The organism is Maricaulis sp. CAU 1757 (assembly GCF_054482675.1).
The window spans coordinates 67,836-89,080 of record NZ_JBTLRI010000005.1 but is presented as its reverse complement, the minus strand read 5'-3'; the positions used below and the strand labels follow the sequence as shown (position 1 = coordinate 89,080).

At 67.0% G+C, this 21,245-nt stretch carries 22 protein-coding genes; 8 read left to right on the top strand and 14 right to left on the bottom strand.

Translation table 11 applies throughout. The annotated features are described in order from the left end of the window. Positions 1-4 precede the first annotated feature (4 nt). The 3 genes from ACXYMR_RS13050 to ACXYMR_RS13040 form a co-directional block, all read right to left on the bottom strand. On the bottom strand, positions 5-1,282 hold the full coding sequence (locus tag ACXYMR_RS13050) for an O-antigen ligase family protein (RefSeq protein WP_458943327.1): 1,278 nt from the start codon (positions 1,280-1,282) through the stop codon (positions 5-7). Then, on the bottom strand, positions 1,279-1,908 hold the full coding sequence (locus ACXYMR_RS13045; protein ID WP_458943326.1) for a P-loop NTPase family protein: 630 nt from the start codon (positions 1,906-1,908) through the stop codon (positions 1,279-1,281). Before ACXYMR_RS13045 ends, ACXYMR_RS13050 begins: the two co-directional genes overlap by 4 nt. Before the next feature lie 68 nt (positions 1,909-1,976). After that, entirely contained in the window at positions 1,977-3,518 is a 1,542-nt protein-coding gene (locus ACXYMR_RS13040) for a GumC family protein (RefSeq protein WP_458943325.1), read from the bottom strand. Between the two features lie 90 nt (positions 3,519-3,608). On the opposite strand from ACXYMR_RS13040, the gene ACXYMR_RS13035 reads away from it, so the two are divergent. Beyond that, complete coding sequence (locus ACXYMR_RS13035; RefSeq protein ID WP_458943324.1) at positions 3,609-4,331, top strand: polysaccharide biosynthesis/export family protein; 723 nt, start codon at positions 3,609-3,611, stop codon at positions 4,329-4,331. A gap of 426 nt (positions 4,332-4,757) precedes the next feature. Here ACXYMR_RS13035 and ACXYMR_RS13030 read toward each other — a convergent pair whose 3' ends face one another. The 3 genes from ACXYMR_RS13030 to ACXYMR_RS13020 all read right to left on the bottom strand — a co-directional run bounded on the left by ACXYMR_RS13030 (position 4,758) and on the right by ACXYMR_RS13020 (position 7,601). After that, positions 4,758-5,030: a hypothetical protein gene (locus ACXYMR_RS13030; RefSeq protein WP_458943323.1), complete on the bottom strand. Its 273-nt coding sequence runs from the start codon at positions 5,028-5,030 to the stop codon at positions 4,758-4,760. 164 nt (positions 5,031-5,194) lie between these two features. Next, positions 5,195-6,778: a hypothetical protein gene (locus ACXYMR_RS13025; RefSeq protein WP_458943322.1), complete on the bottom strand. Its 1,584-nt coding sequence runs from the start codon at positions 6,776-6,778 to the stop codon at positions 5,195-5,197. Positions 6,779-6,869: 91 nt separating this feature from the next. Beyond that, complete coding sequence (locus tag ACXYMR_RS13020; protein ID WP_458943321.1) at positions 6,870-7,601, bottom strand: glutathione S-transferase N-terminal domain-containing protein; 732 nt, start codon at positions 7,599-7,601, stop codon at positions 6,870-6,872. Between the two features lie 159 nt (positions 7,602-7,760). Between ACXYMR_RS13020 and ACXYMR_RS13015 the strand changes: the two genes are divergently transcribed. Further along, a complete protein-coding gene (locus tag ACXYMR_RS13015; protein WP_458943319.1) occupies positions 7,761-8,717 on the top strand; it encodes an isopenicillin N synthase family dioxygenase in 957 nt (318 codons plus the stop codon). Between the two features lie 251 nt (positions 8,718-8,968). Beyond that, on the top strand, positions 8,969-9,517 hold the full coding sequence (locus ACXYMR_RS13010) for a heme oxygenase-like domain-containing protein (protein ID WP_458943318.1): 549 nt from the start codon (positions 8,969-8,971) through the stop codon (positions 9,515-9,517). A 71-nt stretch (positions 9,518-9,588) separates the two neighbouring features. Here the strand turns inward: ACXYMR_RS13010 and ACXYMR_RS13005 are convergent, their stop codons facing one another. Continuing rightward, entirely contained in the window at positions 9,589-10,086 is a 498-nt protein-coding gene (locus ACXYMR_RS13005) for an SRPBCC family protein (RefSeq protein WP_458943317.1), read from the bottom strand. A 154-nt stretch (positions 10,087-10,240) separates the two neighbouring features. Between ACXYMR_RS13005 and ACXYMR_RS13000 the strand changes: the two genes are divergently transcribed. Beyond that, the gene (locus ACXYMR_RS13000; protein ID WP_458943316.1) at positions 10,241-11,575 is read left to right on the top strand and encodes a DUF418 domain-containing protein; all 1,335 of its coding nucleotides are present in this window, start codon (positions 10,241-10,243) and stop codon (positions 11,573-11,575) included. A 399-nt stretch (positions 11,576-11,974) separates the two neighbouring features. Here the strand turns inward: ACXYMR_RS13000 and gatB are convergent, their stop codons facing one another. From gatB to gatC, 6 genes are all read right to left on the bottom strand, one after another. Further along, positions 11,975-13,468: an Asp-tRNA(Asn)/Glu-tRNA(Gln) amidotransferase subunit GatB gene (gatB, locus tag ACXYMR_RS12995; protein WP_458943315.1), complete on the bottom strand. Its 1,494-nt coding sequence runs from the start codon at positions 13,466-13,468 to the stop codon at positions 11,975-11,977. Next, entirely contained in the window at positions 13,465-13,821 is a 357-nt protein-coding gene (locus ACXYMR_RS12990; RefSeq protein WP_458943314.1) for an endonuclease domain-containing protein, read from the bottom strand. The genes gatB and ACXYMR_RS12990 overlap by 4 nt, the downstream gene beginning before the upstream one ends. Positions 13,822-14,035: 214 nt before the next feature. Further along, positions 14,036-14,314, bottom strand: a complete 279-nt coding sequence (locus ACXYMR_RS12985) for a hypothetical protein (protein ID WP_458943313.1) — start codon at positions 14,312-14,314, stop codon at positions 14,036-14,038. Next, positions 14,311-14,577, bottom strand: a complete 267-nt coding sequence (locus ACXYMR_RS12980) for a hypothetical protein (protein WP_458943312.1) — start codon at positions 14,575-14,577, stop codon at positions 14,311-14,313. Before ACXYMR_RS12980 ends, ACXYMR_RS12985 begins: the two co-directional genes overlap by 4 nt. Before the next feature lie 4 nt (positions 14,578-14,581). Then, positions 14,582-16,054, bottom strand: a complete 1,473-nt coding sequence (gene gatA, locus ACXYMR_RS12975; protein ID WP_458943311.1) for an Asp-tRNA(Asn)/Glu-tRNA(Gln) amidotransferase subunit GatA — start codon at positions 16,052-16,054, stop codon at positions 14,582-14,584. Between the two features lie 5 nt (positions 16,055-16,059). Beyond that, positions 16,060-16,347, bottom strand: coding sequence for an Asp-tRNA(Asn)/Glu-tRNA(Gln) amidotransferase subunit GatC (gene gatC, locus ACXYMR_RS12970; RefSeq protein WP_458943310.1), 288 nt, complete (start codon positions 16,345-16,347; stop codon positions 16,060-16,062). Between the two features lie 101 nt (positions 16,348-16,448). Here gatC and ruvX point away from each other — a divergent pair, with 101 nt between their 5' ends. Together ruvX and ACXYMR_RS12960 are read left to right on the top strand one after the other, a co-directional pair. Beyond that, positions 16,449-16,904 (top strand): Holliday junction resolvase RuvX, encoded by a 456-nt coding sequence (gene ruvX / locus ACXYMR_RS12965; protein WP_458943309.1) that lies wholly within the window; start codon positions 16,449-16,451, stop codon positions 16,902-16,904. A 306-nt stretch (positions 16,905-17,210) separates the two neighbouring features. After that, positions 17,211-18,125 carry an AEC family transporter gene (locus ACXYMR_RS12960; RefSeq protein WP_458943308.1) on the top strand — a complete coding sequence of 305 codons (915 nt, stop codon included), beginning with the start codon at positions 17,211-17,213 and terminating at the stop codon, positions 18,123-18,125. A gap of 255 nt (positions 18,126-18,380) precedes the next feature. Here the strand turns inward: ACXYMR_RS12960 and ACXYMR_RS12955 are convergent, their stop codons facing one another. Next, on the bottom strand, positions 18,381-18,890 hold the full coding sequence (locus ACXYMR_RS12955; RefSeq protein WP_458943307.1) for a GNAT family N-acetyltransferase: 510 nt from the start codon (positions 18,888-18,890) through the stop codon (positions 18,381-18,383). A gap of 112 nt (positions 18,891-19,002) precedes the next feature. Between ACXYMR_RS12955 and ACXYMR_RS12950 the strand changes: the two genes are divergently transcribed. Both ACXYMR_RS12950 and ACXYMR_RS12945 read left to right on the top strand, forming a co-directional pair. Beyond that, positions 19,003-19,968: an aspartate carbamoyltransferase catalytic subunit gene (locus tag ACXYMR_RS12950; RefSeq protein ID WP_458943306.1), complete on the top strand. Its 966-nt coding sequence runs from the start codon at positions 19,003-19,005 to the stop codon at positions 19,966-19,968. Further along, the gene (locus ACXYMR_RS12945; RefSeq protein WP_458943305.1) at positions 19,961-21,244 is read left to right on the top strand and encodes a dihydroorotase; all 1,284 of its coding nucleotides are present in this window, start codon (positions 19,961-19,963) and stop codon (positions 21,242-21,244) included. The genes ACXYMR_RS12950 and ACXYMR_RS12945 overlap by 8 nt, the downstream gene beginning before the upstream one ends. The last annotated feature ends 1 nt before the right edge of the window (position 21,245 follow it).

Sequence of the window (21,245 nt, the reverse complement as noted above, 5' to 3'; positions counted from 1 at the left end):
CCCCTCAGCCCGGCTCGGCGCCCCGCGCCCGCCTGTCGGCGAGCTTTGCCGCAGTGGCCACGAACAGCACCCAGGTGATGGAGTTCTGCAGCAGGAGATTGCTCTCCGAGATCGATACCAGGGCCAGCATGGCCAGGAAGGGCAGCGCCCAGTAGGTCTCGGCGCCACGAAACAGGCGTCCCGTCGCGCGCAGCAGGGCCCGGACAAAGACCAGCGCCATCAGCACCACGCCGGGCAGGCCGATCGCCAGCGCCGTTTCCAGCCAGCCATTGTGCGCTGTCGGGACCGGCCAGCTGGTCGCCTGGCGGACCCAGAAAACCGGTCCGTTATCCACGGTCCAGAACGCCATATAGCCATAGCCTGTCCACGGCGCCTGGCGGATCTGTTCGGCGAGCGCCACCCAGATATCGGTTCGACCGGTCAGGGTCGCATCACGGCCCAGCGCTTCCAGCGCCTCGACCGGCGCGATCAGCGCGATCAGGGTCACCATCAGCCCGAAGGTCAGCAGAGCAAACAGCATCAGGCTGGCAAAACCGAAACCGCGCCGGCACATGGCGATCCCCATGATCCCGCCCATGCCCAGAACCAGCGACAACAGGCCGGTCTTGGAGGTCGACAGCAGGACCAGCGCCGCACAGGCCAGGGTCGCGCCGAGCCACAGCATGCGCCGCTTCGGATCAATGATCATCGCCGCCAGGCAGGCCACGGCCCCGCGTCCCATCATTGCGCCCAGCGTGTTCTTCTCCCACCACACGCCCTTCCAGGCGCCCGCGTGTACGCCATGATCGATACCGATCGACGGCAAGGCGAGGGCAAACACGAAACTGGCCAGGGCGAGCAGGCCGAAGGCCGTGGCGAACAGCAGGATCAGCTTGCGCCAGGGCCAGCGCGAAGCCAGCCACAAGCCAAACAGCGTCGTCATCACCAGGGCGAAGGCGCGCCTCAGCGTGGTGTCCGGATCCAGCGACCAGGCGGTCGACGCCAGGGTCAGGCCGACCAGGCCGAGCAGGAGCGGGTTCTGCACCAGGGTGCGCAGAAAGGCGCCAGGTCGCGCCATAGCAAGCACCAGCGTGACGGCGTAAACCGGCAACCACATCAGGCGCAGGATGGCCGAATCCTCGGCTCCCTCGGCGCTGGCGAAGAGCGGCCCGATCAGACCCTGGGAAAACAGGAAGAGGAAGGCCGCCGCAGCCGCCCATTCGATGCGCCCGACAAAGCCCAGTGCCGGCGCCTGCCGCCAGGCGGTCAGGAAGGCCGGCTCGGGGGCGGCCACGACACTCACGCGGCGCTCCGCATCCCGCCCGCGCGATTGACGATGACACCGGCGACGACACCGCCGCGCGCCTCGATGGCGGCGCGGCGAGCGGCCAACCCGTCCGTGCGCTGCAGGCGCGCATCGGCGACCAGGATCACCCCGTCCAGATCCGTAACCAGCGGCATCACCGCCTTGGACTGGCCTGGCGCGTCAACAATGGCGAGGTCGATCGACTGACGAACCGCGTCCCAGTAATCCGGCGCCGCATGCAGGCCGGCTTCGCGTACCGACTGGGTCGAGGCTTGCAGCTCGGTGACAAACAAATTCCTCACGACCGACTGGCGGGCCACGATCCGGGCCGGCTTGCCGGTTGTCTTCAGGCTCCAGAATGGTGGACGTCCGAAGCTGGCATCATAGGCCGGACCGGTTACCCGTGCCGCCTTGGCCTGGGCATTGCCCGGAAGGTCCAGGTCATAGAGCCAGACACCCCGTCGCGAGCGCTGCGCCGCCAGCCGGGCCAGTTCGCGGGCCACGGTCGAAGCGCCAGCCCCCGGGCTCGCGCCCATCACCATGAGGGCTCGCCCCTGGCCACCGGGCCGGGCAATCGGCTCAAGGCCGTCAATGAGATGATGGAGTTCTTGCGTCAGGTTCATGGTTCTGGGCGGTCCGGCCGAATGTCACATTCGGCCCCACCTTGCCGCGCACGGGGTTAACAGCGCGCTTACGCTGTCCGGTCGCCGATGCGGGCCAGAACCGGCAATCCGTCGTAGGGATCACGCTCATCCTCGAGCGGTGCGGACCGCCTGTTCGGATGCAGGATTTCAACATTGTCCGTACGCGCCGACAGGCCGCGCGGCCGGGCCAGGGCATCCTCGGCCACATAAACCCGCCAATAGCCCCGGAGCAGACCGACAAGCGCCGCAATGCCAGCCGCCAGAATGAAGGACGCGACCAGTCCGATCTTTTTCATCGACGAACCGTCCAGCGGCGGTGTCGCCCGGTCAATCACCCGCACCGCATCGGCCGAGCCCAGCCCGGGTGCCCGGCGCGACGAAGCCGAGGCTTCGAGGGCCGCCAGTTCCGCCGCCGCCGTCTCTGCCGCCGCCACATCCTGGGCCAGCAGCGTGTATTCCGACTCCAGGCTGCGCAGACGTGTCACCTCGGTACGACTGTCACGCAGTTGGGTTTCCAGAGAGGCGGCCAGAGCCGCCGCCGCGCCGGCATCGGCCTCGCGCGTCGCCAGTTCCGACTCCAGCGTCTGGCGCACGGGATTGGCGCCTGTGCGCCGCTGACCTTCACCATCTGCCGCGCCGGTGGCGATGAAGTTCTCCAGCGCCTCGATCTCGCGCTCCACCGCCGCCACGGCCGGCGCGCCCGGCTGGTAACGCGACAGCAGGCTGGCCCGTTCGGCCCGGCGCTCCAGCAAAACGCCGGACACGCCATTCTCGACATAAAGCTCGATGTTCGCGGGAATCTGGTTGAGCCGCTCGCGCAGCGCCGACGCGCCGGCCAGCGCCGCGTCTCGGCTGGCCCGGGCGGCATCGAGCCGGTCGGTAAGCCCGCCGACCAGGTTTTCCATGGTCGCTTTCTCGGTCTCGAAATTCGAGAGGTCATGCCGGCGCAGGAAGGCATCCAGGGCCGCCTGGCTGTCCTGGACAGCCGCGTCGGCGCGTATCCGCCGCTCACCCAGACCGGTGACCCCGGTCTCGATCAGGATCTGCTCGCGATAGGCCAGATAGGCATTGACCAGGGCATTGAGCACAAGCGCAGAGCGTTCGGCATCTGCGCTCGTGAACGTAGCTGTAAGGACCGAGGACTGCGGTTCACGTCCGACCGAGAAACCGCCACGCAGGGCTTTCAGCGCCGCCGTCCGGCCGCTGCCCGTGACCGGCTCGCCCAGGATCGCCTCGGCGCCCAGCGTCTCCAGCGCCAGCTGGCGTACGGCCGCCGAACCGAGGAGCTGGCTTTCCGACTGCATCACCTGGTCGAGCATGAAGGCCCCGCCCAGTCCCGCCGTTGACGGCGTCGGGTCCTCGTCAAGCAGTACCAGGAGGCGAGTCTCGGCTTCATAACTCGGCTTCAGGAGGGTCAGGCTGGCAACCACGCCGATGGCGAAAATCACGGCGAAAACCAGCGCGATAAGGCCGCGCTCCAGCCAGCCCAGCGCGACCACGTCAAACAGGTCCAGCTCCCGCCTGTGCGGCAGGCCGGGCCCGGTCGGCCGGTCAGGGGATCGGCCGGAATCATGAGACGCGCGAGTCATGCCTGCATAAGAGCCGCTTTCCGCTTAATTTTTTCTTATCCATGGGGGCTCAAAACTACGGTCCTGACAGTCGATCCCGAAGGACCAGTCATGCCCGTACTCCGCCCCGGCCTGTGCCTCGCCGCCCTGCTCGCCACCACGGCTTGCGCCAGCGGTGCTGGCCCGGCCACGCACCAGGCCTGGACCGATACGCGCTTTGCCGCCTGGCAGGACACCGATCCGGCCTATCGCTTCTACCCGGGCGACAGCATTGACGTGACCGTGCACTCGGCTCCCGAGCTGTCTCGCACCGTGACAATCGGTCCGGACGGCCGGGTCGCACTGCCCCTCCTGCCCAACCTCATGGTGGCCGCAAAAACCGATGTCGAGATCGCCAACCAGGTTGCCGACGCCTATGCGCGCAACGTGCTGGTCTCGCCCATCGTCGAGGTGCGACGCGGCGAGCTGGCGACCCAGAACATCCTGGTCGGTGGCCAGGTCAACACGCCTGGCCTGGTCGAGATCACCGGCCCGGTCGGCACGCTGGAAGCCGTCATGCTGGCCGGCGGCTTCCGCGACACCGCTGCCCGCGGCGAAGTGGTCGTGCTGCGCCGCCAGCCCGGCGGCGACCTGATGATGCGGACGGTCAATCTGCGCGATGCCCTGGCCGGCCGCGCCGGCAGCGACACCATCCAGATCCGCCGCCACGACATCGTCTTCGTGCCGCGCTCCACAGTGGCCGAGATCAATGTCTTCGTGGAACAGTACGTGACCGGCATCATCCCGCTCGACCAGGCGTTCTCCTACGCCATCGCCGACGCCATCACGAACTAGGTGCACGCTTGGCCAGGAGCAAACCGGACCGCGCCGGGCGCACCCGTGAGGCCCTGAAACCTGGACAAAGAATAGGGCGCCATCAGCGCCCCACCTGCCCATTCATCCCTTGCCGAGTCCCCGCCTCATTCGCTTCCGCCGGTCAAGGGGCATGCCCGCGCAGCGGCGACAGAGGCGCCCTTGACCGGCGGAAGCGAATGAGGCCCGCTGGCTGACAAGGGGTCAATGGCTCAGCCCGCGCTTTCGCGCGCAGGCCCGACCTGGCGTTCCAGCGTTACACGAACGGGCCGCCGCCGCTCGCGTCCGCACCACAATTTCTGGAACCCCCTCAACCCCCGCGACAGCCATCCCCTGCCATCGCCGTCCCGCCTGCCGGCGCGCGTCAGCGCGGCGCCGGCATTGCGGACTGTCTGGTGAGAGCGTTGCCTAGTGGCGGGTCGACAGCCATTCGCGCGCGGCGCGCTGGGCCGCGGCGACCTGGGAGGTCGACATCTGGTCGGAGATTTCGGCGCGATAGTATTTCGCGGTGTCCGAACCCATCAGGGCCGCCAGATTGAACCATTTGTGCGCTTCGACATAGTCGATCTCGCCGCCCTGGCCCGTGGAATACAGGATGCCCAGCTTGCACAGGTCTTCGCCGTTGGGCTCGGTGTTGGCGGCGTCATGCGCCTGGGCCGTTTCTACGTCCGTGAATGCCATGGGATTCTTCCCTTCTACTCTACACTGGCGGACCCGATCTTCTGATCTGTCATCCGCACCACCATCCAGTCCGAATGCCTTCGAACGGATGTGATCCTGAGCAAAGAGGATTGCATTAAGGTTAAGGGAAATCAGGAATAATACGCCTTAAGTATTTAAATCCGTTAGATTTTCCTACCAAGTAATGAATGCGAGACCCAAGCGTCCAATGTATTCAAGCGACTGGCCTTGCGCATCTCGGACGGAGTCACGAGGCGCACCAGGGTCAACAGCAGAACCAGGCAGGCCGCCGCCAGTGCCAGCACCAGTCCACGCGGTACTGGCGGCCAATCGCGCACACTCGGCGCCGGCATGACCGGGACCAGTGCGGACGGCCCCAGCTGTTCCAGAATGGCCAAGGTCCGGATCCCGGCCAGAGTGCTCAGCCCGGTCAGCTGACGCAATTGCTCGGCCGACCCGGCGGCACTGAGAATGCGCACCGCGAGAAGCGGCCGCATGGCATCGCGGACGCGCGCCGCATCGCGCAGCACTTCGGCCAGTGCCACAGCGTCCTCGCCGGTCAGCGCCATGGGCACCAGGACAGCCCGGGCCCGTTGCGGCGCCGCAAAGATGAAATCGAGCCGGGCGTTCCCCTCCGCCAGATGGTCGAGCACGCGCTCGGGTGGCAGCAGGCGGTCCACCAGGCCCAGAAGCTGCGATTCCAGCCCCGGCGCCAGCTGCCCCGCCGTGCGCGCCGCCTGCAGGATTTCCGCCCCCTCGCGCATGTCGTCAGACGTGCCGGGCAGATCAGCCAGGCCGGTTTCCAGAACTGCCAGCGCCAGGCGCAGCCGGTCGGGAGCCTCGCGCGGCACGATGCCGCTGGCACAGCCGGCAAAGCGCGCCGGTGCCAGCGAGCAGGCCTGGATTACGAGGTGCCGCGGCCCGCCATACAGTCGCCCGACCCGCGCCCGGTCGGTCATCACGCCGGGAAAGGCAGACAGTTCAAGTTGGCCGCGATGATCACCGCGAAAGAAATCGGTCACACCCTGCTCTGCCACCGAGGCGGAAAACAGGTTGTCCTGGTATCGTTGGACGAGCTCCGGCGGCGCGAAGACCAGCTCCGGCGGCTCCAGCTCCCGCGCCCGACCTGCCGCCAGGCTGGCCCGGTAATGCTCGTCCAGTAACGCAGTGCGGTGCCACAGCGCACCGGCCCGCAGGCGGGCATCGACCGGAGCGGGATCACCACCCTCTGCCAACTGCGCCAGGGCCAGTCGTTCGCGGCCGATCAGATCGGGACCCAGCGCCGCCCAGGAGCGGAATGCATCCATGTCCGCCCGGCGCCAGGTGCTGACCCCGTCGGCAGAAACCACCTCGCCATCGAGTGCCGCCTCGAGCCGCAAGCGCCACACGTCATAGGCATCCACCCCGGCCGGAAGGCTGGCCTGGAGCGCTTGTTGCAGACGGTCACCTTCGCCCGGCGGCAATTCTGCAACGGCGCGCAAACCGCCGACCTGGCCCAGCCAACCCAGCGCATACCACCCAGCGACAATCAGCGCTGTCGCCAGCCAGACCAGCTGGAATCCCTTGAACACGGCGCGCCAGACCAGCCAGGGAAACAACCGAAGCAGCGGCGCCTCGAAGGGTGAGACAGTGTCGGCGCGCAAGGCTTCGACACGGGCCAGCCGGGCCCGCTCGCGAGCGGTCAGCTCACCACCCCAGAAGCGCCGCGCTGCCGCGTCCCGGTCCCCCATGTCACTGATATCGGCCATGCCAGATCGTCTCCGACCCGGACCAAACCGTGTTCGCGCGATGCTGGCAAGCCATTGCCCGTCTCAGGCGAGCGCGGGCGCCATCCAGGCTTCAGCCCTTGTGCGCCCGCTGGCCGAACAACAGGGCCCGCGCCTTCTTCGCGTCCTCGCTGTCCTCGTCGAGCCGGGCCCGCAGCTCGCGGCCCAGATCGCGGCCGCGCTTGACCGCCGGTCGGGCCTTGATGCGCTCGTGCCAGGCGCTGAGGCGCGGGAATTCCTCCATGTCCTGGCCCTGGCCTTCCGGCAGGATCCACGGCCAGATAGCCATGTCGGCGATCGAGTACTCGCCGGCCACGAAATCCCGGCCATGACCCAGCACCCGCTCGACCACGCCATACAGGCGATTGACTTCGTTGGTGTAGCGGTTGGCCCCGTATTCCAGCTTGCTCTCATCCGGTTCGATCTTCTTGGCATAGGACCGGAAATGATGCGCCTGTCCCGCCATCGGTCCGAGCCCGCCGACCTGCCAGAACAGCCATTCCTCGACGGCAATGCGCGCCCGCTCATCATCCTGCGGATAGAACTGCCCGCTCTTGCGACCGAGATATTGCAGGATCGCGCCGCTCTCGAAGATGGACACAGGCTGCCCGCCCGGTCCGTCCGGATCGATAATGGCCGGCATGCGACCGTTCGGGCTGATGGCCAGGAATTCCGCAGTGAACTGTTCGCCACTGCCGATATTCACCGGCTTGAGAACATAGGGCAGCCCCATCTCCTCGAGTGCGATGGACACTTTCCATCCGTTCGGAGTGGGCCAGTAATAAAGTTCTATCGGATCAGCCATGCCGCCGGGTCTCCCTTGCTAGACCCGTGACAATTGGGTCCCCGCCCGCGACGATCAAGTCTGCGCTGCGATCACGGCCGCGTGTGTACACAATGTCCTCTTGGCAGGACTGGCCTCAGGGCCTATTCCCCACGCCAGACCAGATACAGGCCCAGAAGAATGTCCCAGGACCCGACCCTTTCCCGTTTCGAACCGGTGTCGATGAAGCTGCAGGCGACCGACAAGCAGCGCTTCGCCCGCGAGCTCGGCCGCAGCTTCCGCGAGTACGGCTTCGCCGCCATCTCCGACCACGGGCTCGACGAGGACCTGATCCGCCGCGCTTACGGCAAGGCCGAGGAATTCTTCGCTCTGCCGGAAGACGCCAAGATGAAATACTTCATCCCCGGCGGTGGCGGCGCGCGCGGCTACACGCCCTTCGGCAAGGAGATCGCCAAGGACGCGTCACACGTCGACCTCAAGGAGTTCTGGCATGTCGGCCGCGATCTGCCGGCCGGCCACAAGTACGAGCAGGACATGGCGCCCAACCTGGTGCCCGACGAAGTCGACGACTGGCGCCCCGTCGTGCACGGCCTGTACACCGCATTCGACCGCCTCGGCGTCAAGGTATTGCGCGCCATCGCCCTCGACCTCGGCCTCGAGGAGACCTTCTTCGACGACACGGTGAAGGACGGCAATTCGGTGATGCGCCTGCTCCACTACCCGCCGGTCAAGGGCGATACGGGCGGCTCCATCCGCGCCGAGGCGCATGGCGACATCAACACCATCACGCTATTGCTCGGCGCCGAGGAACCCGGCCTCCAGGTGAAGACCCGCAGCGGCGAATGGGTCGACATGAACCCGCCGCCCGGCTGCCTGGTGGTCAATATGGGTGACATGCTGGCGCGCTCGACCAATGACGTCCTGCCCTCGACCCAGCACCGCGTCGTCAACCCGGCCGGCGCCCGCACCGAGCATTCGCGCTATTCCATGCCCTTCTTCCTGCATTACCGGCCCGACTACATGATCGAGACGCTGCCGGGCTGTGCCGGGCCGGACAATCCGGACAAGTATCCCGAGCCGATGCGGGCGAATGACTTCCTCAACCAGCGCCTGCGCGAGATCGGCCTGTTCGACTGACACCGGCCGGCGCCTCGAGGCGATCTGCCGACGGCCGAACTGTCTCTTGTTCCCGACAAAACCCCCGACGCCTTGAGGTTTCAACCCGTTATACCTCGGGCGGGTGGTCCATCCCTGGCCTGACGGGAAGACGCCAGGCTGGAGTTTTCTGTTGCCAACAAACTGGCTGGCGTGATGGGTGGGGTGATGAGCATCCGATCCGATCAAGGGGAAGGCTGTCTGGCCCACCTCCTGCCGTGCGAGCTGGCCTGATGCGGACCACGCGCCTCCTCGCCCTGCGCCAGGCCACCGCCGAGGTGCACGAGGCGCTGCACCATGCCCCGCCGTTCGCCCGCATGGCCGCCGGCCGGGCCAGTCGGCGCGATGTCGATCACGTCCTCCGCATGCACTGGCATGCCTGGTCGGGCTTCGACCATGAAAGCGCGGATCGCGTCTACTCGGACGCCTTCGCCCTCCCTGCCGCCGGCCTGTTTCGCCTCAACCAGCTCGCCGCTCTTGTAGCGCCGCGGGCCACCACGCCGCCCGACCCCATCCGGCCCGGGGCCGCCCTCGGGGCCAGCTATGTGTATCTCGGCTCGAAGATGGGCGGCGCCATCCTCGGGCGCCAGCTGGCCGCGGCGGGCTTTCTGGACGCCGCCGCCTACATGGCCCCCGGCGAACATGACCGCCGGAACTGGCACCGCCTCGGCCCGGCCATCGACAGCCTGGATGCTGACGGGTTCAGGGCCTGTCAGCGGGCGGCCTGTGCAGTATTCGAGCAGTTCCGGACCGCCAGTCACGAGGCCGCATCCGCCGCTTGAAAGCGGACGCTTCTCGTCACCCGGTCAGCGTCATGAAACAGTCCGGGGCACGCTCGCCGGCTACCGGAGGTTCAGACTTCGGCCATGCCACCGTCAAATGGCTCGACATCCGGACCGGCCACGTAACTGCCAAGGCGGGCCGCCAGCATGTCGAGCTGGCGCTCCCAGAGCCGCCGCGCGGCTTCGCCCTCCTCTCGAGCGCCCTCATCGGCACGGTGCACGAAGGTCAGCTGGCAGCCCGTGCGGAAGGGGATGCAGGTGACCACGGCCTGGCTCGACCGCTCCAGACTGCTGCTTTCGGAACGCCCTTCCCGATAACGGAATTTGAGCCGCGTCGGCGCGTTGAATTCGAGAAACTCGCCAACGTGGAACTGGTCGCCGTCCTCGGCCCGGTCGACGATGATGAAGCGTCCGCCGACCCGGGCGTCGATGTCACAGCGCACCGCTTCGCGCCCCGGCGAGGTGAACAGCCAGCCCCGGGCTTTCGCGGCTTCCGTCCAGGCCGCGAAAACGGTCTCCGGATCGGCTTCGATATAGCGTTCAAGGGTGAAGGTCGCGACGTCGGTCATGGCGCATCTCACGGCTGGGGTTGGTCCGCTTGCAACGCGCATCGGCGAGGAGAGTTCACGCGGAGTTTCTCGATTTGATATCCCCCGGCGGACGGACGGGTTCTTGTCCGAAGCGAGCGGGCTGAGGTATACTACCTGAAGGGGAGGACATGTCATGAACCCGTCCACACTGGCGCCAACCGGGCGCGCAGACCGTCTCGACAGCCTCGACATCGTGCGCGGCTTCGCCCTGTTCGGCATCCTGCTGATGAACATCGTCGCCATGGGCCTGCCTTTCGCGGCCTATTTCAACCCGGCGGCGCTTGGCGAACCCAGTCCCGCCGAACACACCACCTGGTTCATCACCCAGACTTTCTTCGAGGGCTCGATGCGGACCCTGTTCTCGATGCTGTTCGGGGCCGGCTTCGTGCTCCTGCTCGACCGCATGCAGGCGAAGAATCTCGGCCTCATGGGGGCCAAGATGTATGCCCGCCGCATGCTGCTCCTGATGCTGCTCGGCATCGTCGACATCGCCCTCCTCGCCTGGGGCGGCGACATCCTGTTCGCCTATGGCGTGGCCGGCCTGCTGCTGGTGGTTTTCTACGGCTCGAAAATTCGCGGCCTGGTGGTCTGGGCGGTGCTGATCTCGCTGATCATTTCCGGCTTCAATTTCGCCGGCGGCATGAAGTTCGCCGGCATGGGCGCGGCCTACGAGGCCGCCATCAGCCTGCAGGCCGAGGGCGGCGAGCTCGACGAGGAGCAGGTCGAGCTGCTGGAGACCTGGCCGGACAAGATCGCCTTCATCGAGCCGAACGAGGCGGCCATCGCCGAGGCGCTGGACGCCCACGCGGGCTGGGCCAGCCTGGTCGGGGCCAATATGGGCGAACGGTTCGGCATCCCGGTCATCATGTTCGTGATGTTTTCCATCCTCGATCCGCTCGGGGCCATGCTGGTCGGCATGATCGCCTTCCGTCTGGGCCTGCTGCAAAATCGCTGGAGCGTGCGCGCCCTGGTCATCCTCACCATCGCCGCCGGGGCCGTCGGCCTGCCGGTCAACTGGATGGAAACCCGCGCCATCATCGACAGCGGCTACACCATACACGGTTTCTTCGAGTCCCTGCGCACCTACGAGATCGGACGCTACACTCTGGCCTTCTTCTGGCTCGGCATCTTCCTGCTGCTGTGCAAGAGCCCGCTCATCGGCCTGCTCAAGGCCAGCGTCGGCGCCGTCGGCCGCATGGCCCTGACCAATTACCTCGCCCACTCGGCCATCGCCCTCATCCTGTTCGTCGGCCTGGGCTGGTTCGGCGAACTGGCCCGCCACGAGCTCTACTACGTCGTCGCCGGCATGTGGGCCTTCAACCTGGTGTTCTCGATGGCCTGGCTGTCGGTCTTCACCATGGGCCCCGTCGAGTGGCTGTGGCGCGCCGGGACGTACGGCTACTGGCCGCCGTTGCTGAAGGGCAAGGGCAAGCCGGTCAGCCCGGCCGTGCCGCAGCCGGGGATGTAGGCCAGCCCGAAACGAAGGATGCGGACGCACCGCGCCCGCACCTGCCCATTCATCTCTTGCCGAGATGACGCCTCAGAGGGTGAAAGCTGTCAAGGGTTTCAACCGCGTAGCGGCCCTACGGGCCCTTGACAGCTTTCACCCTCTGAGGCCCGCTGGCCGACAAGAGATCTATGGTCCTCTCCGCGCCGTCGCGCGTTGCTGTCGCCCCAACGGTGTCATCCCGGCCGCATGGCCCGCGGAGGCGGGCCGAAGGGCCGGGACCTATACCCTCGCTCTCCGACCAGCGCGCACCATCAACCGACACCGGGGTAATGGGTCCCGCACTTCATCCCCGCATTCGCGGGGCATCCATGCGGGATGACACCGATTGGATCTGGAACCGCGAGGATACCCCGGACCCTACCCCAGCAACTTCTTCCGCAAAATCTCGTTCACGGCCTGCGGATTGGCCTTGCCCTGCATGGCCTTCATCACCTGGCCGACGAACCAGCCCATCGTCTTGGGCTTGTCCTTGACCTTGGCCGCCTGTTCCGGATTGTCGGCGATCAGCTGGTCGACGACCTTCTCGATAGCGCCGGTATCGGTGACCTGCTTGAGACCGCGGGCTTCCACGATCTCGGCCGGGTCGCCGCCCTCGGCCCACAGGATCTCGAACACGTCCTTGGCAATCTTGCCGGAGATCGTCTTGTCCTCGATCAGCGCCACCAGGCCGCCGAGCTGGGCCGAGGAGACCGGGCTCTCGGTGATCGTCAGGCCTTCCTTGTTGAGGCGGCCGTAGAGCTCGTTATTGACCCAGTTGGAGGCCAGCTTGGCATCGCGGCCCTCGGCCACTTCCTCGAAATAGGCGGCGCGGTCCTTGTCGGCCGCCAGCACGGCGGCGTCATATTCCGAAAGGCCGAGCTCGCGCACGAAACGTTCGCGCTTCTGGTCCGGCAGTTCGGGCAGATTGGCCCTGATCTCGTCGACCCAGGTTTGCTGCAGCTCCAGCGGCAGCAGGTCGGGATCGGGGAAGTAGCGGTAATCATGCGCCTCTTCCTTGGAGCGCATGGAACGCGTCACGCCGGTGCCGGCATCGAACAGGCGGGTTTCCTGGTCGATCTTGCCGCCCTCCTCGAGGATGTCGATCTGGCGCTGCGCTTCGTACTCGATGGCCTGGCGGATAAAGCGCAGCGAGTTGACGTTCTTGATCTCGCAGCGCGTGCCGAGATGGCCGAAATCGCCGGTCTCGCGGAATTTCTCGTAGGCGCCGGGCTTGCACACCGACACATTCACATCGGCCCGCAGCTGGCCCTTTTCCATGTCGCCGCCGCACGTGCCCAGATAGCGCAGGATGGTGCGCAGCTTGGAGACATAGGCCGAGGCCTCTTCCGGCGAGCGGATGTCCGGCTTGGAGACGATCTCCATCAGCGCCACGCCCGAGCGGTTGAGATCGACATAGGTCGAGTTCGGATCGAGATCGTGGATCGACTTGCCGGCGTCCTGCTCAAGATGCAGGCGCTCGATGCGCACGGTGAAGCGCGACCCGTCATCGCGCTCGCACTCGATCTCGCCCTCGCCGACGATCGGATAGGCGAATTGGGAAATCTGGTAGCCCTGCGGCAGGTCCGGGTAAAAATAGTTCTTGCGATCGAAGCGGGACCACAGATTGATCTCGGCATTCAGACCCAGCCCGGTCTTCACCGCCTGCTCGACCACTTTCTCGTTGATCACCGGCAGCATGCCCGGCATCGCCGCATCGACCAGCGAGACCTGGGTATTGGGCGCTGCACCAAAGGCCGTCGCCGCGCCGGAGAAAAGCTTGGCATTCGACACCACCTGGGCATGGATCTCCAGCCCCATCACGACTTCCCAGTCCCCGGTCACACCCGGCAGGCGATAGCTGTGTTCGGTCATGACTGACCCTTCCCTCTCAAATACGTCCCGATGGCCTCCAGGACGCCATCGATATTCTCGTCCACCTCGCAATTCCATGCCCGGTGAACGGCAAATCCTCGGCGATTGAGCCACCGGTCGCGCTCCGCGTCGCGCCTGCGGTGGTCATCCTCGCCATGCTGGCCACCATCGATCTCGACCACGAGCTTCGGATCGAAGCAGGCGAAATCGACAATGTACGGCCCGAGCGGCACCTGCCGCCGAAACTTGTACCCCTCGGCCTTCAGCGCCCTGAGTGCACACCACACCCGAACTTCCTGCGGCGTCATCGCCTTGCGCATGTTGCGCGCCATCCGAACCGAGCGCCCAGTCATGCCGGCCTCCTTCCGTTGGAGAGAGCCTGGTACAACGTCAGCCGGTGGGGCTGTGACGGTCGCTACAGAGGTCCTCCCCCTTGATGGGGGAGGTGGATCGCCGCTTCAGCGGCGAGACGGAGCGGGTGAACCCCGGTGCCCGACACGGCCAGCACCGGGATTCACCCCATCCGAGCCGCATGCGCGGCCCACCTTCCCCATCAAGGGGAAGGACCTAGGTCCGGTGCTCATCCTCCTCGTCCTCATCATCCCATCCGGGACGTTCATCTTCCGGCGTATTCATGGCGGCGGTCAGGACGCGGCCGGCCATGGTCACGGTCAGGCCGAACAGCACGAAGCCCAAGCCCGGCACCATCAGCGCGATGGTCCAGATGGCCACCGGCTCCAGTTCGACAAGGCCGCGATAGACCACGGCTCCGGCCAGCAGCAACAGCGCCCCGACCAGGAAGGCCGGTCGGGCCAGCTTGACCGCCGGATGCGGCACCGCACTCAAGACTTGTCTCCGCGGCTGCGGCCCGGAGCCGGCACGAAAGTGCGCCACGCGATCGCCGCAGACCCGGCGACCAGCGCCAGCCCAAGCACCAGCGCCAGCACGTGGCCCAGGGTCGGCACTTGCAGCGTCGTCGCCGCCGCCCACAGCGCCACCAGACCATAGGCCGCCACCGGTATGCCGAAGACCAGGCACATCAACGCCACCGCCAGAGCGATAAAGCGGTTGAGCCAGTCCGGCTTGGGGGGCGGCGACAGGTCGCTCATGACGCTACCACCAGACTTTCGGTTTGTGATTGAAGGCCGCGCTGTCCTCCAGCGCCGCGCCGACCTTGAACATCGTCTCCTCGTCCAAGGCGCGCGAAATCACCTGCAGCCCCAGCGGCAGACCGTCCTTGTCGAGCCCGGCCGGCACCGACATCGCCGGCACCCCGGCCAGGTTCGCCGTCACCGTGAAAATGTCGTTGAGATACATCGCGATCGGGTCGTCCGACTTGGACCCCAGCGGGAAGGCCGCCGACGGCGCCGACGGGGTCAGGATGGCGTCGACCTTCTCGAAGGCCTGGTCGAAGTCCTGCAGGATGCGCGTGCGCACCTTCTGGGCGCGCAGGTAATAGGCATCGTAATAGCCGGCCGACAGCACATACGTGCCGATCATGATGCGCCGCTGCACCTCGTCACCGAAGCCCTGGCCGCGGGTCCGCTCATAGGTCTCGGTCAGGTCCTTGCCTTCAACCCGGTTGCCGAAGCGCATGCCGTCATAGCGGGCCAGGTTTGACGAGGCTTCCGCCGGCGCCACGATGTAATAGGCCGGCAGGGCATACTTGGTGTGCGGCAGCGTGATGTCGACGATCTCGCAGCCGGCCGCCCTGAGCCAGTCAATGCCCTGCTGCCAGACCTCGTCGATCTCCGCCGGCATGCCGTCCATGCGGTATTCCTTGGGCACGCCGATGCGCAACCCCTTCACGGATTGCCCACACGCCGCCGCGAAGTCCGGCACGTCATTGGGCAGCGAGGTCGAGTCCTTCGGGTCATGCCCCGACATGGCCTGCAGCAGGATGGCGCTGTCCTTGACCGTCTTGCCGAACGGGCCGGGATGGTCGAGCGAGGAGGCAAAGGCCACCGTGCCCCAGCGCGACGTCCGGCCATAGGTCGCCTTGACCCCGACCGTACCGGTGAACGCCGCCGGCTGGCGGATCGAGCCGCCGGTATCGGTACCGGTCGAGCCAAAGCACAGATCGGCCGCCAACGCCGCCGCCGAACCGCCCGAGGAGCCGCCCGGGGTGAGCATCTCGCCCTCGCTGCGCGTCCACGGGTTGTTGACCGGCCCGGTATTGGCCGTCTCGTTCGACGAGCCCATGGCGAACTCGTCCATCGAGGTCTTGGCCAGGAAGACGCCGCCGGCCTCCCACAGCTTTGCCGTGACGGTTGACTCATAGGTCGGCTTGAAGCCCTTGAGGATGTTCGACGAGGCCGACGTGTCGACGCCCTCGACGGCGAACAGGTCCTTGATCGCCAGCGGCACGCCTTCCAGCGCCCCGCCCTCGCCCTTGGCCAGGCGCGCATCGGCCGCCTCGGCCATGGACATCGACTTGTCCTCGTCAAATGCCGTGAAGGCGTTCAGCTTCGGCTGCGCCGCCTGGCAGGCGTCCAGTGCCGCACGGGTCAGCTCGACCGACGACACGTCGCGGTTCTTCAGCTTCTGCGAGACATCGGCAAGGCTCAGTTTGAGAAGATCGCTCATGCCGCCTACTCCACGCTCTTGGGAACGACGAAGAAGCCCTCATCGGACTTCGGCGCATTGGCCAGCACCTTGTCTCGGCAATCGCCATCGGTGATCTCGTCGGCGCGCTGCGGCAGGGGGAATTTCACCGGCGTGGTCATGGCTTCGACGCCATCGACATCGACCTCGTTCAACTGCTCGATCCAGCTGAGGATTCCATTGAGCTCGCCGACCAGCGTCTCGACGCGTTCGGTGGGTTCGGCAAGGCGGGCAAGACGGGCGATGCGACGCACGTCATCGGCGGTGACGGACATGGGACAGGCACTCCGGATAATCGTGGCGCGTTGAGTAGCAATCCCCTTGTTGCAGCGCAAGAAAGCTTGACGGCAATCCCTGCACGCGCGAACACCCGGGCATGCCCATCTGCGACCTTGCCGAACTGCCTGCCGGCCCCCTCCTCGCCCTCGATCCGGGCACCAAGACCATCGGCGTGGCCGCCTGCGGCGCCTCGCGCGGCCTCGCCACGCCGGTCGAAACCATCCAGCGCGCCAAGTTCTCCGCCGACGCCGAGCGCATTTTCACCCTTTATGACGAGCGCAAGGCCGTCGCCCTGGTCATCGGTCTGCCCCTCAACATGGACGGTTCGGACGGCCCGCGCGTGCAATCGGTCAAGGCGCTGGCCCGCAACCTGCTCAAGCTGCGCGACCTGCCCATCGCCTTCCAGGACGAGCGCCTGTCCACCTTCGAAGCCGAGCAGCACCTGATCAGCGCCGGCATGCGCCGCGATCGGCGCAAGCAGGTCATCGACGCCCACGCCGCCGCCAACATCCTGCAGAGCGCGCTGGACCGTCTGGAGATGCAGCGTGACTGAGGCCTCGACAGAGAGCGCGCTATCCGTTCCTTCCCCCGCCCCGCGGGGGAAGTGGCCCGGCGCGCCGCGACGGGCCGATGGGGGCCGAGGCCGCCAGGCCGAGGTTCTCACCGACGCACCGCCCCAGGTCCTCCCCCTTGATGGGGGAGGTGGATCGCCGCTTCAGCGGCGAGACGGAGCGGGTGAATCCCGGTGCTGGACGCGGCTGGCACCGGGATTCACCCCATCCGCCCCGCATGCGCGGGGCACCTTCCCCATCAAGGGGAAGGACCACGCTGCAGCGCGCTCCCGGCGAAAGGCGCGTCCATGACCCCCATCATCTCCGCCCTCGTCCCGGTCTTCGGCGTCATCTTCCTTGGCTGGCTGCTGCGCCGCTCGGCACTGTTGCCCGAATCCAGCTGGGGTCCGATCTCCCGGCTCGCCTATCTCGGCCTGTCCCCGGCCCTTCTCTTCTCCTCCATCGCCTTTGCCGACCTGAGCCAGCTCGAGCTCGGCCCCTTCATGGCTGCCGCCATGCTCGGATTTGTCGGCATGGCGGCCCTGACCCTGGCACTCAAACCCCTGCTGCGCATCCCCGACCCGACCTTCACCTCCCTGTTCCAGGCCACCAGCCGCTGGAACGGACTGCTGATCCTGGCCATCGCCATTGCCCTGTTCGGCGATCGCGGCGAGGTCCTGGTCGCCCTGGTCATGGTCGCCTCGATCCCGCTGGTGAACATCGAATGCGTCGCCGTGCTGTCGGTGTGGGGCACCGGCGCCGCCCCGCAATGGCGCTCGATCGGCTACCGGATCATCACCAATCCGCTGATCCTCGGCTCGGCCGCCGGCGGCATCGTCAACCTGGCCGACATTCCGGTCCACCCGATCCTGGCCGATACCATCGCCCTGACCGGCCAGGCCGCCCTGCCGCTGATCCTGCTCGCCGTCGGCGCCGGCCTCAACTTCACCGCCATGCGCGCCCGCCCGCGCCTGCTCGGCCTGTCGGTCTTTATCAAGCTGATGATCGGGCCCCTGGTGTTCTGGGCCATTGGCCGGTCTTTCGGCATCGAGGGCGTGGAACTTACCGTCCTTCTCCTCACCGGTGCCTCGCCCGGCGCCGCTTCGGCCTATGTCCTGGCCCAGCAACTCGGCGGCGACGCCCCCTATTCCGCCGGCGACATCACCGCCAGCGCCCTGTTCTGCTTCGTCACGATCCCGTTCTGGCTCTGGCTGCTGGGTTGATAGGGGGCTTGGATCACCGGCCAAGCAGCTGCGCATCACCGGGTACGAAAAAGGGCGCAACCGCGCCCACCCAACCATTCTTCCCTTGCCGAGACTTCGCCTCAGACGGTTTTCCGGGTCAAGGGCGCGGAGCGCCGCTGCGCGGGTATACCCCTTGACCCGGAAAACCGTCTGAGGCCCGCTGGCTGGCAAGGAAACAATGGCTCACTCCGCGCCGTGGCGCTGCCTGATCAAATCTCAAGCCACACGCAGACCTCAATCCACCCCAACCACCGTGCTCCGCCGCTCCAGCTGCACCACATCCCGCCAGCGCCCCGCCATCGGCCCGTAATTCATCCGGCCGAGACCGCGCCGGACGCCGAGCCGCTCGAACCCGCAGCGCGCGTGCAATCGGAGAGACGCCTCGTTTTCCGCGAAAACGCCCGCCGTCAGCGTCCAAAGGCCGGCCGCCTCCGAAGCCCCTACCAACGCTTCCAGCAACAGCCTACCCACGCCCTGCCCCGCCGCCTCCGGCGCGACATAGACCGACACCTCCGCCACCCCGCCATAGACACAGCGCGAGGAAACCGGCGACAGCGCCGCCCAGCCGACCACCACCCCGCCGCGTTCCGCCACCAGGCGTGGTTCCGGCAGTTTTGCCGCGTCAAAGTCCGCCCAGTCCGGCACCGCCGCCTCGAAGGAGGCATGGCCGCCTGCCAGCCCGGCGCCGTAAACCGCCAGCACGGCCTGCGCATCTCCGTCCCGCATCGTCCTGATCCGCGTCATCCCGTTCTCTTTGCGCATCATTTCACCCCTCGCACGACAAGCCTTGCCTCGCCTGCCCCCCGCCTCTATACCGCCGCCACCGACCATCAAGGGCCACACTTCGGGAGACGGGATGAGCCGCGCGGAATTTTCCTACGACTTTCCCCACCGCCGCCTTTTGTCGGTGGCCGATCTCAACCCCGTCGACATCCAGCTCATCTTCGAACGTGCCGCCCACTGGCGCCAGCACAATGCCACATTCGGCGCCACCAGCGACGCCTTGGCCGGACTGACCGTGCTCAATCTGTTCTTCGAGCCATCGACACGCACCCAGGGCTCCTTCGAGATGGCCGGCAAGCGGCTCGGCGCCGACGTGGTCAATTTCGCCATGGCCTCCTCCTCCGCCTCCAAGGGCGAGAGCCTGACCGACACCGCACGAACTCTCGCCGCCATGCGCCCCGACATCATGGTGGTGCGCCATTCGGCCACCGGCGCCCCGGCCTTCCTGGCCGATCGCACAGGCCTCGCCGTGGTCAATGCCGGTGACGGCATGCACGAACACCCCACCCAGGCCCTGCTCGACAGCTTCACCCTGCACCGCCACTGGGGCGAGGTCGGCGGACGCCGCATCCTGATCGTCGGGGACATCCTGCACTCCCGCGTGGCGCGCTCGAATATCGGTCTCCTCAACATCCTCGGCGCCGAGATCCGCCTGTGCGCACCGCCCACACTCTTGCCCAGCGATGTCGACCAGTGGGGCTGCGACGTCTTCCACGACCTCGACGAGGCCCTGACCGACTGCGACGCCGTCATGGCCCTGCGCCAGCAGAAGGAGCGCATGAACGGCGGCTTCGTGCCGTCCGGGCGCGAGTTCTTCCACCTCTTCGGCCTGACCCACGAGCGCCTCGAAGCCGCCTCGCCCGACTGCCTGGTCCTGCATCCCGGGCCGATGAATCGCGGCGTCGAGATCCACTCGCGCCTCGCCGACGACCCCGACCGCTCGGTTGTCCTGGAACAGGTGGAAAACGGTGTCGCCGTGCGCATGGCGGTGCTCGAACTGATCGGCGAAACGCTGCGGCGGGAGGCCGGAGATGAGTGACTGCCTGGCTATCATCAATGCCCGCCTGGTTGACCCCGCCAGCGGCCATGACGCCCCGGGTGGGGTGCTCGTCGAGAATGGCTGCATCGTCCAGGTCGGTGCAGAGATCGATCGCGACGCCGCTGACGAGGTCATCGATGCTCGCGGCCGCATTCTCGCCCCGGCCCTGATCGACCTGCGCTGCGCCCGCGAAGCCGGACTGACGCCGGACGGTGAGACCCTCGAAAGCCTGCTCGCCGGCGCGGCCGTGGGCGGGATCGGCACACTGGTACTCGCCCCCAATGATGACAGCCCGCTCGACAATGCCGGTGGATTTGCAGGCATGGCCAAGAGCTACGCCTCCAAGCGTCCGCGTGTGCTGACCGCGGCCGCTGCCACGACCGGCCTGCGTGGCGAGCAAATGGCCGAGATCGGCCTCATGGTGAAGGCGGGCGCCGCCTATATCGCCAATGGCGACCGCCCGGTCGCAGATGCCCGCCTGATGCGTCGCCTGCTCGCCTATACCAGCCAGTTCGATACCTGGCTTTCGGTACGCCCGGCCGATGCCGACCTGTCGAGTGGCGCCGTCGCTCTGGAAAGCGACTGGTCCGCCCGCTTCGGGCTGCCCTCCGAGCCCGCCGTGTCCGAGCGCATCGCCATCGGCCGCGACGCCGCCCTTGCCGAACTTTCGGGCGGACGCCTGATGATCGACCGCCTGTCCACCGCAGCCGGACTGGAAGCGCTGCGCCAGGCCCGCGCCCGCGACCTCGAGATTGCCACCACCGTGGCGATCGCCCATCTCAGCCTCAACGAGGTCGATGCGGGCGGCCTCGACAGTGCCTTCCGCATGGATCCGCCCTTGCGCAGCGAAGCCGACCGCCTGGCTCTGGTCGAGGCCGTCGCCGCCGGCGATATCGACGCCGTGGTGTCCGACCACCGCCCGACACCGCTTGACGACAAGGGTGAACCCTTTGCCCTGGCCGCGCCCGGCACACTGGCCGTGGAAACCCTGCTTGGCGCCCTGCTGGGCCTGGTTCACGACGGCCAGCTCGACCTGCTTGACGCCCTGCGCGTGGTCACCAGCGGCCCGGCCGACCTACTCGGCCTGCCGCAGGGCCGCATCAGCGAGGGCGCCCCGGCCGATCTCATTCTCGTTGACGGAGACGCGCCCTGGGTCTGTGACCCGGATCGTTTCCGCTCGCCGCGCCGTAACAGCGCCTGGGCCGGACGCCGTTTCCAGGGCCGGGTCTTGCAAACCATCGTGGGCGGCGCAACAATGCACAACGTGAAGGTGTAGG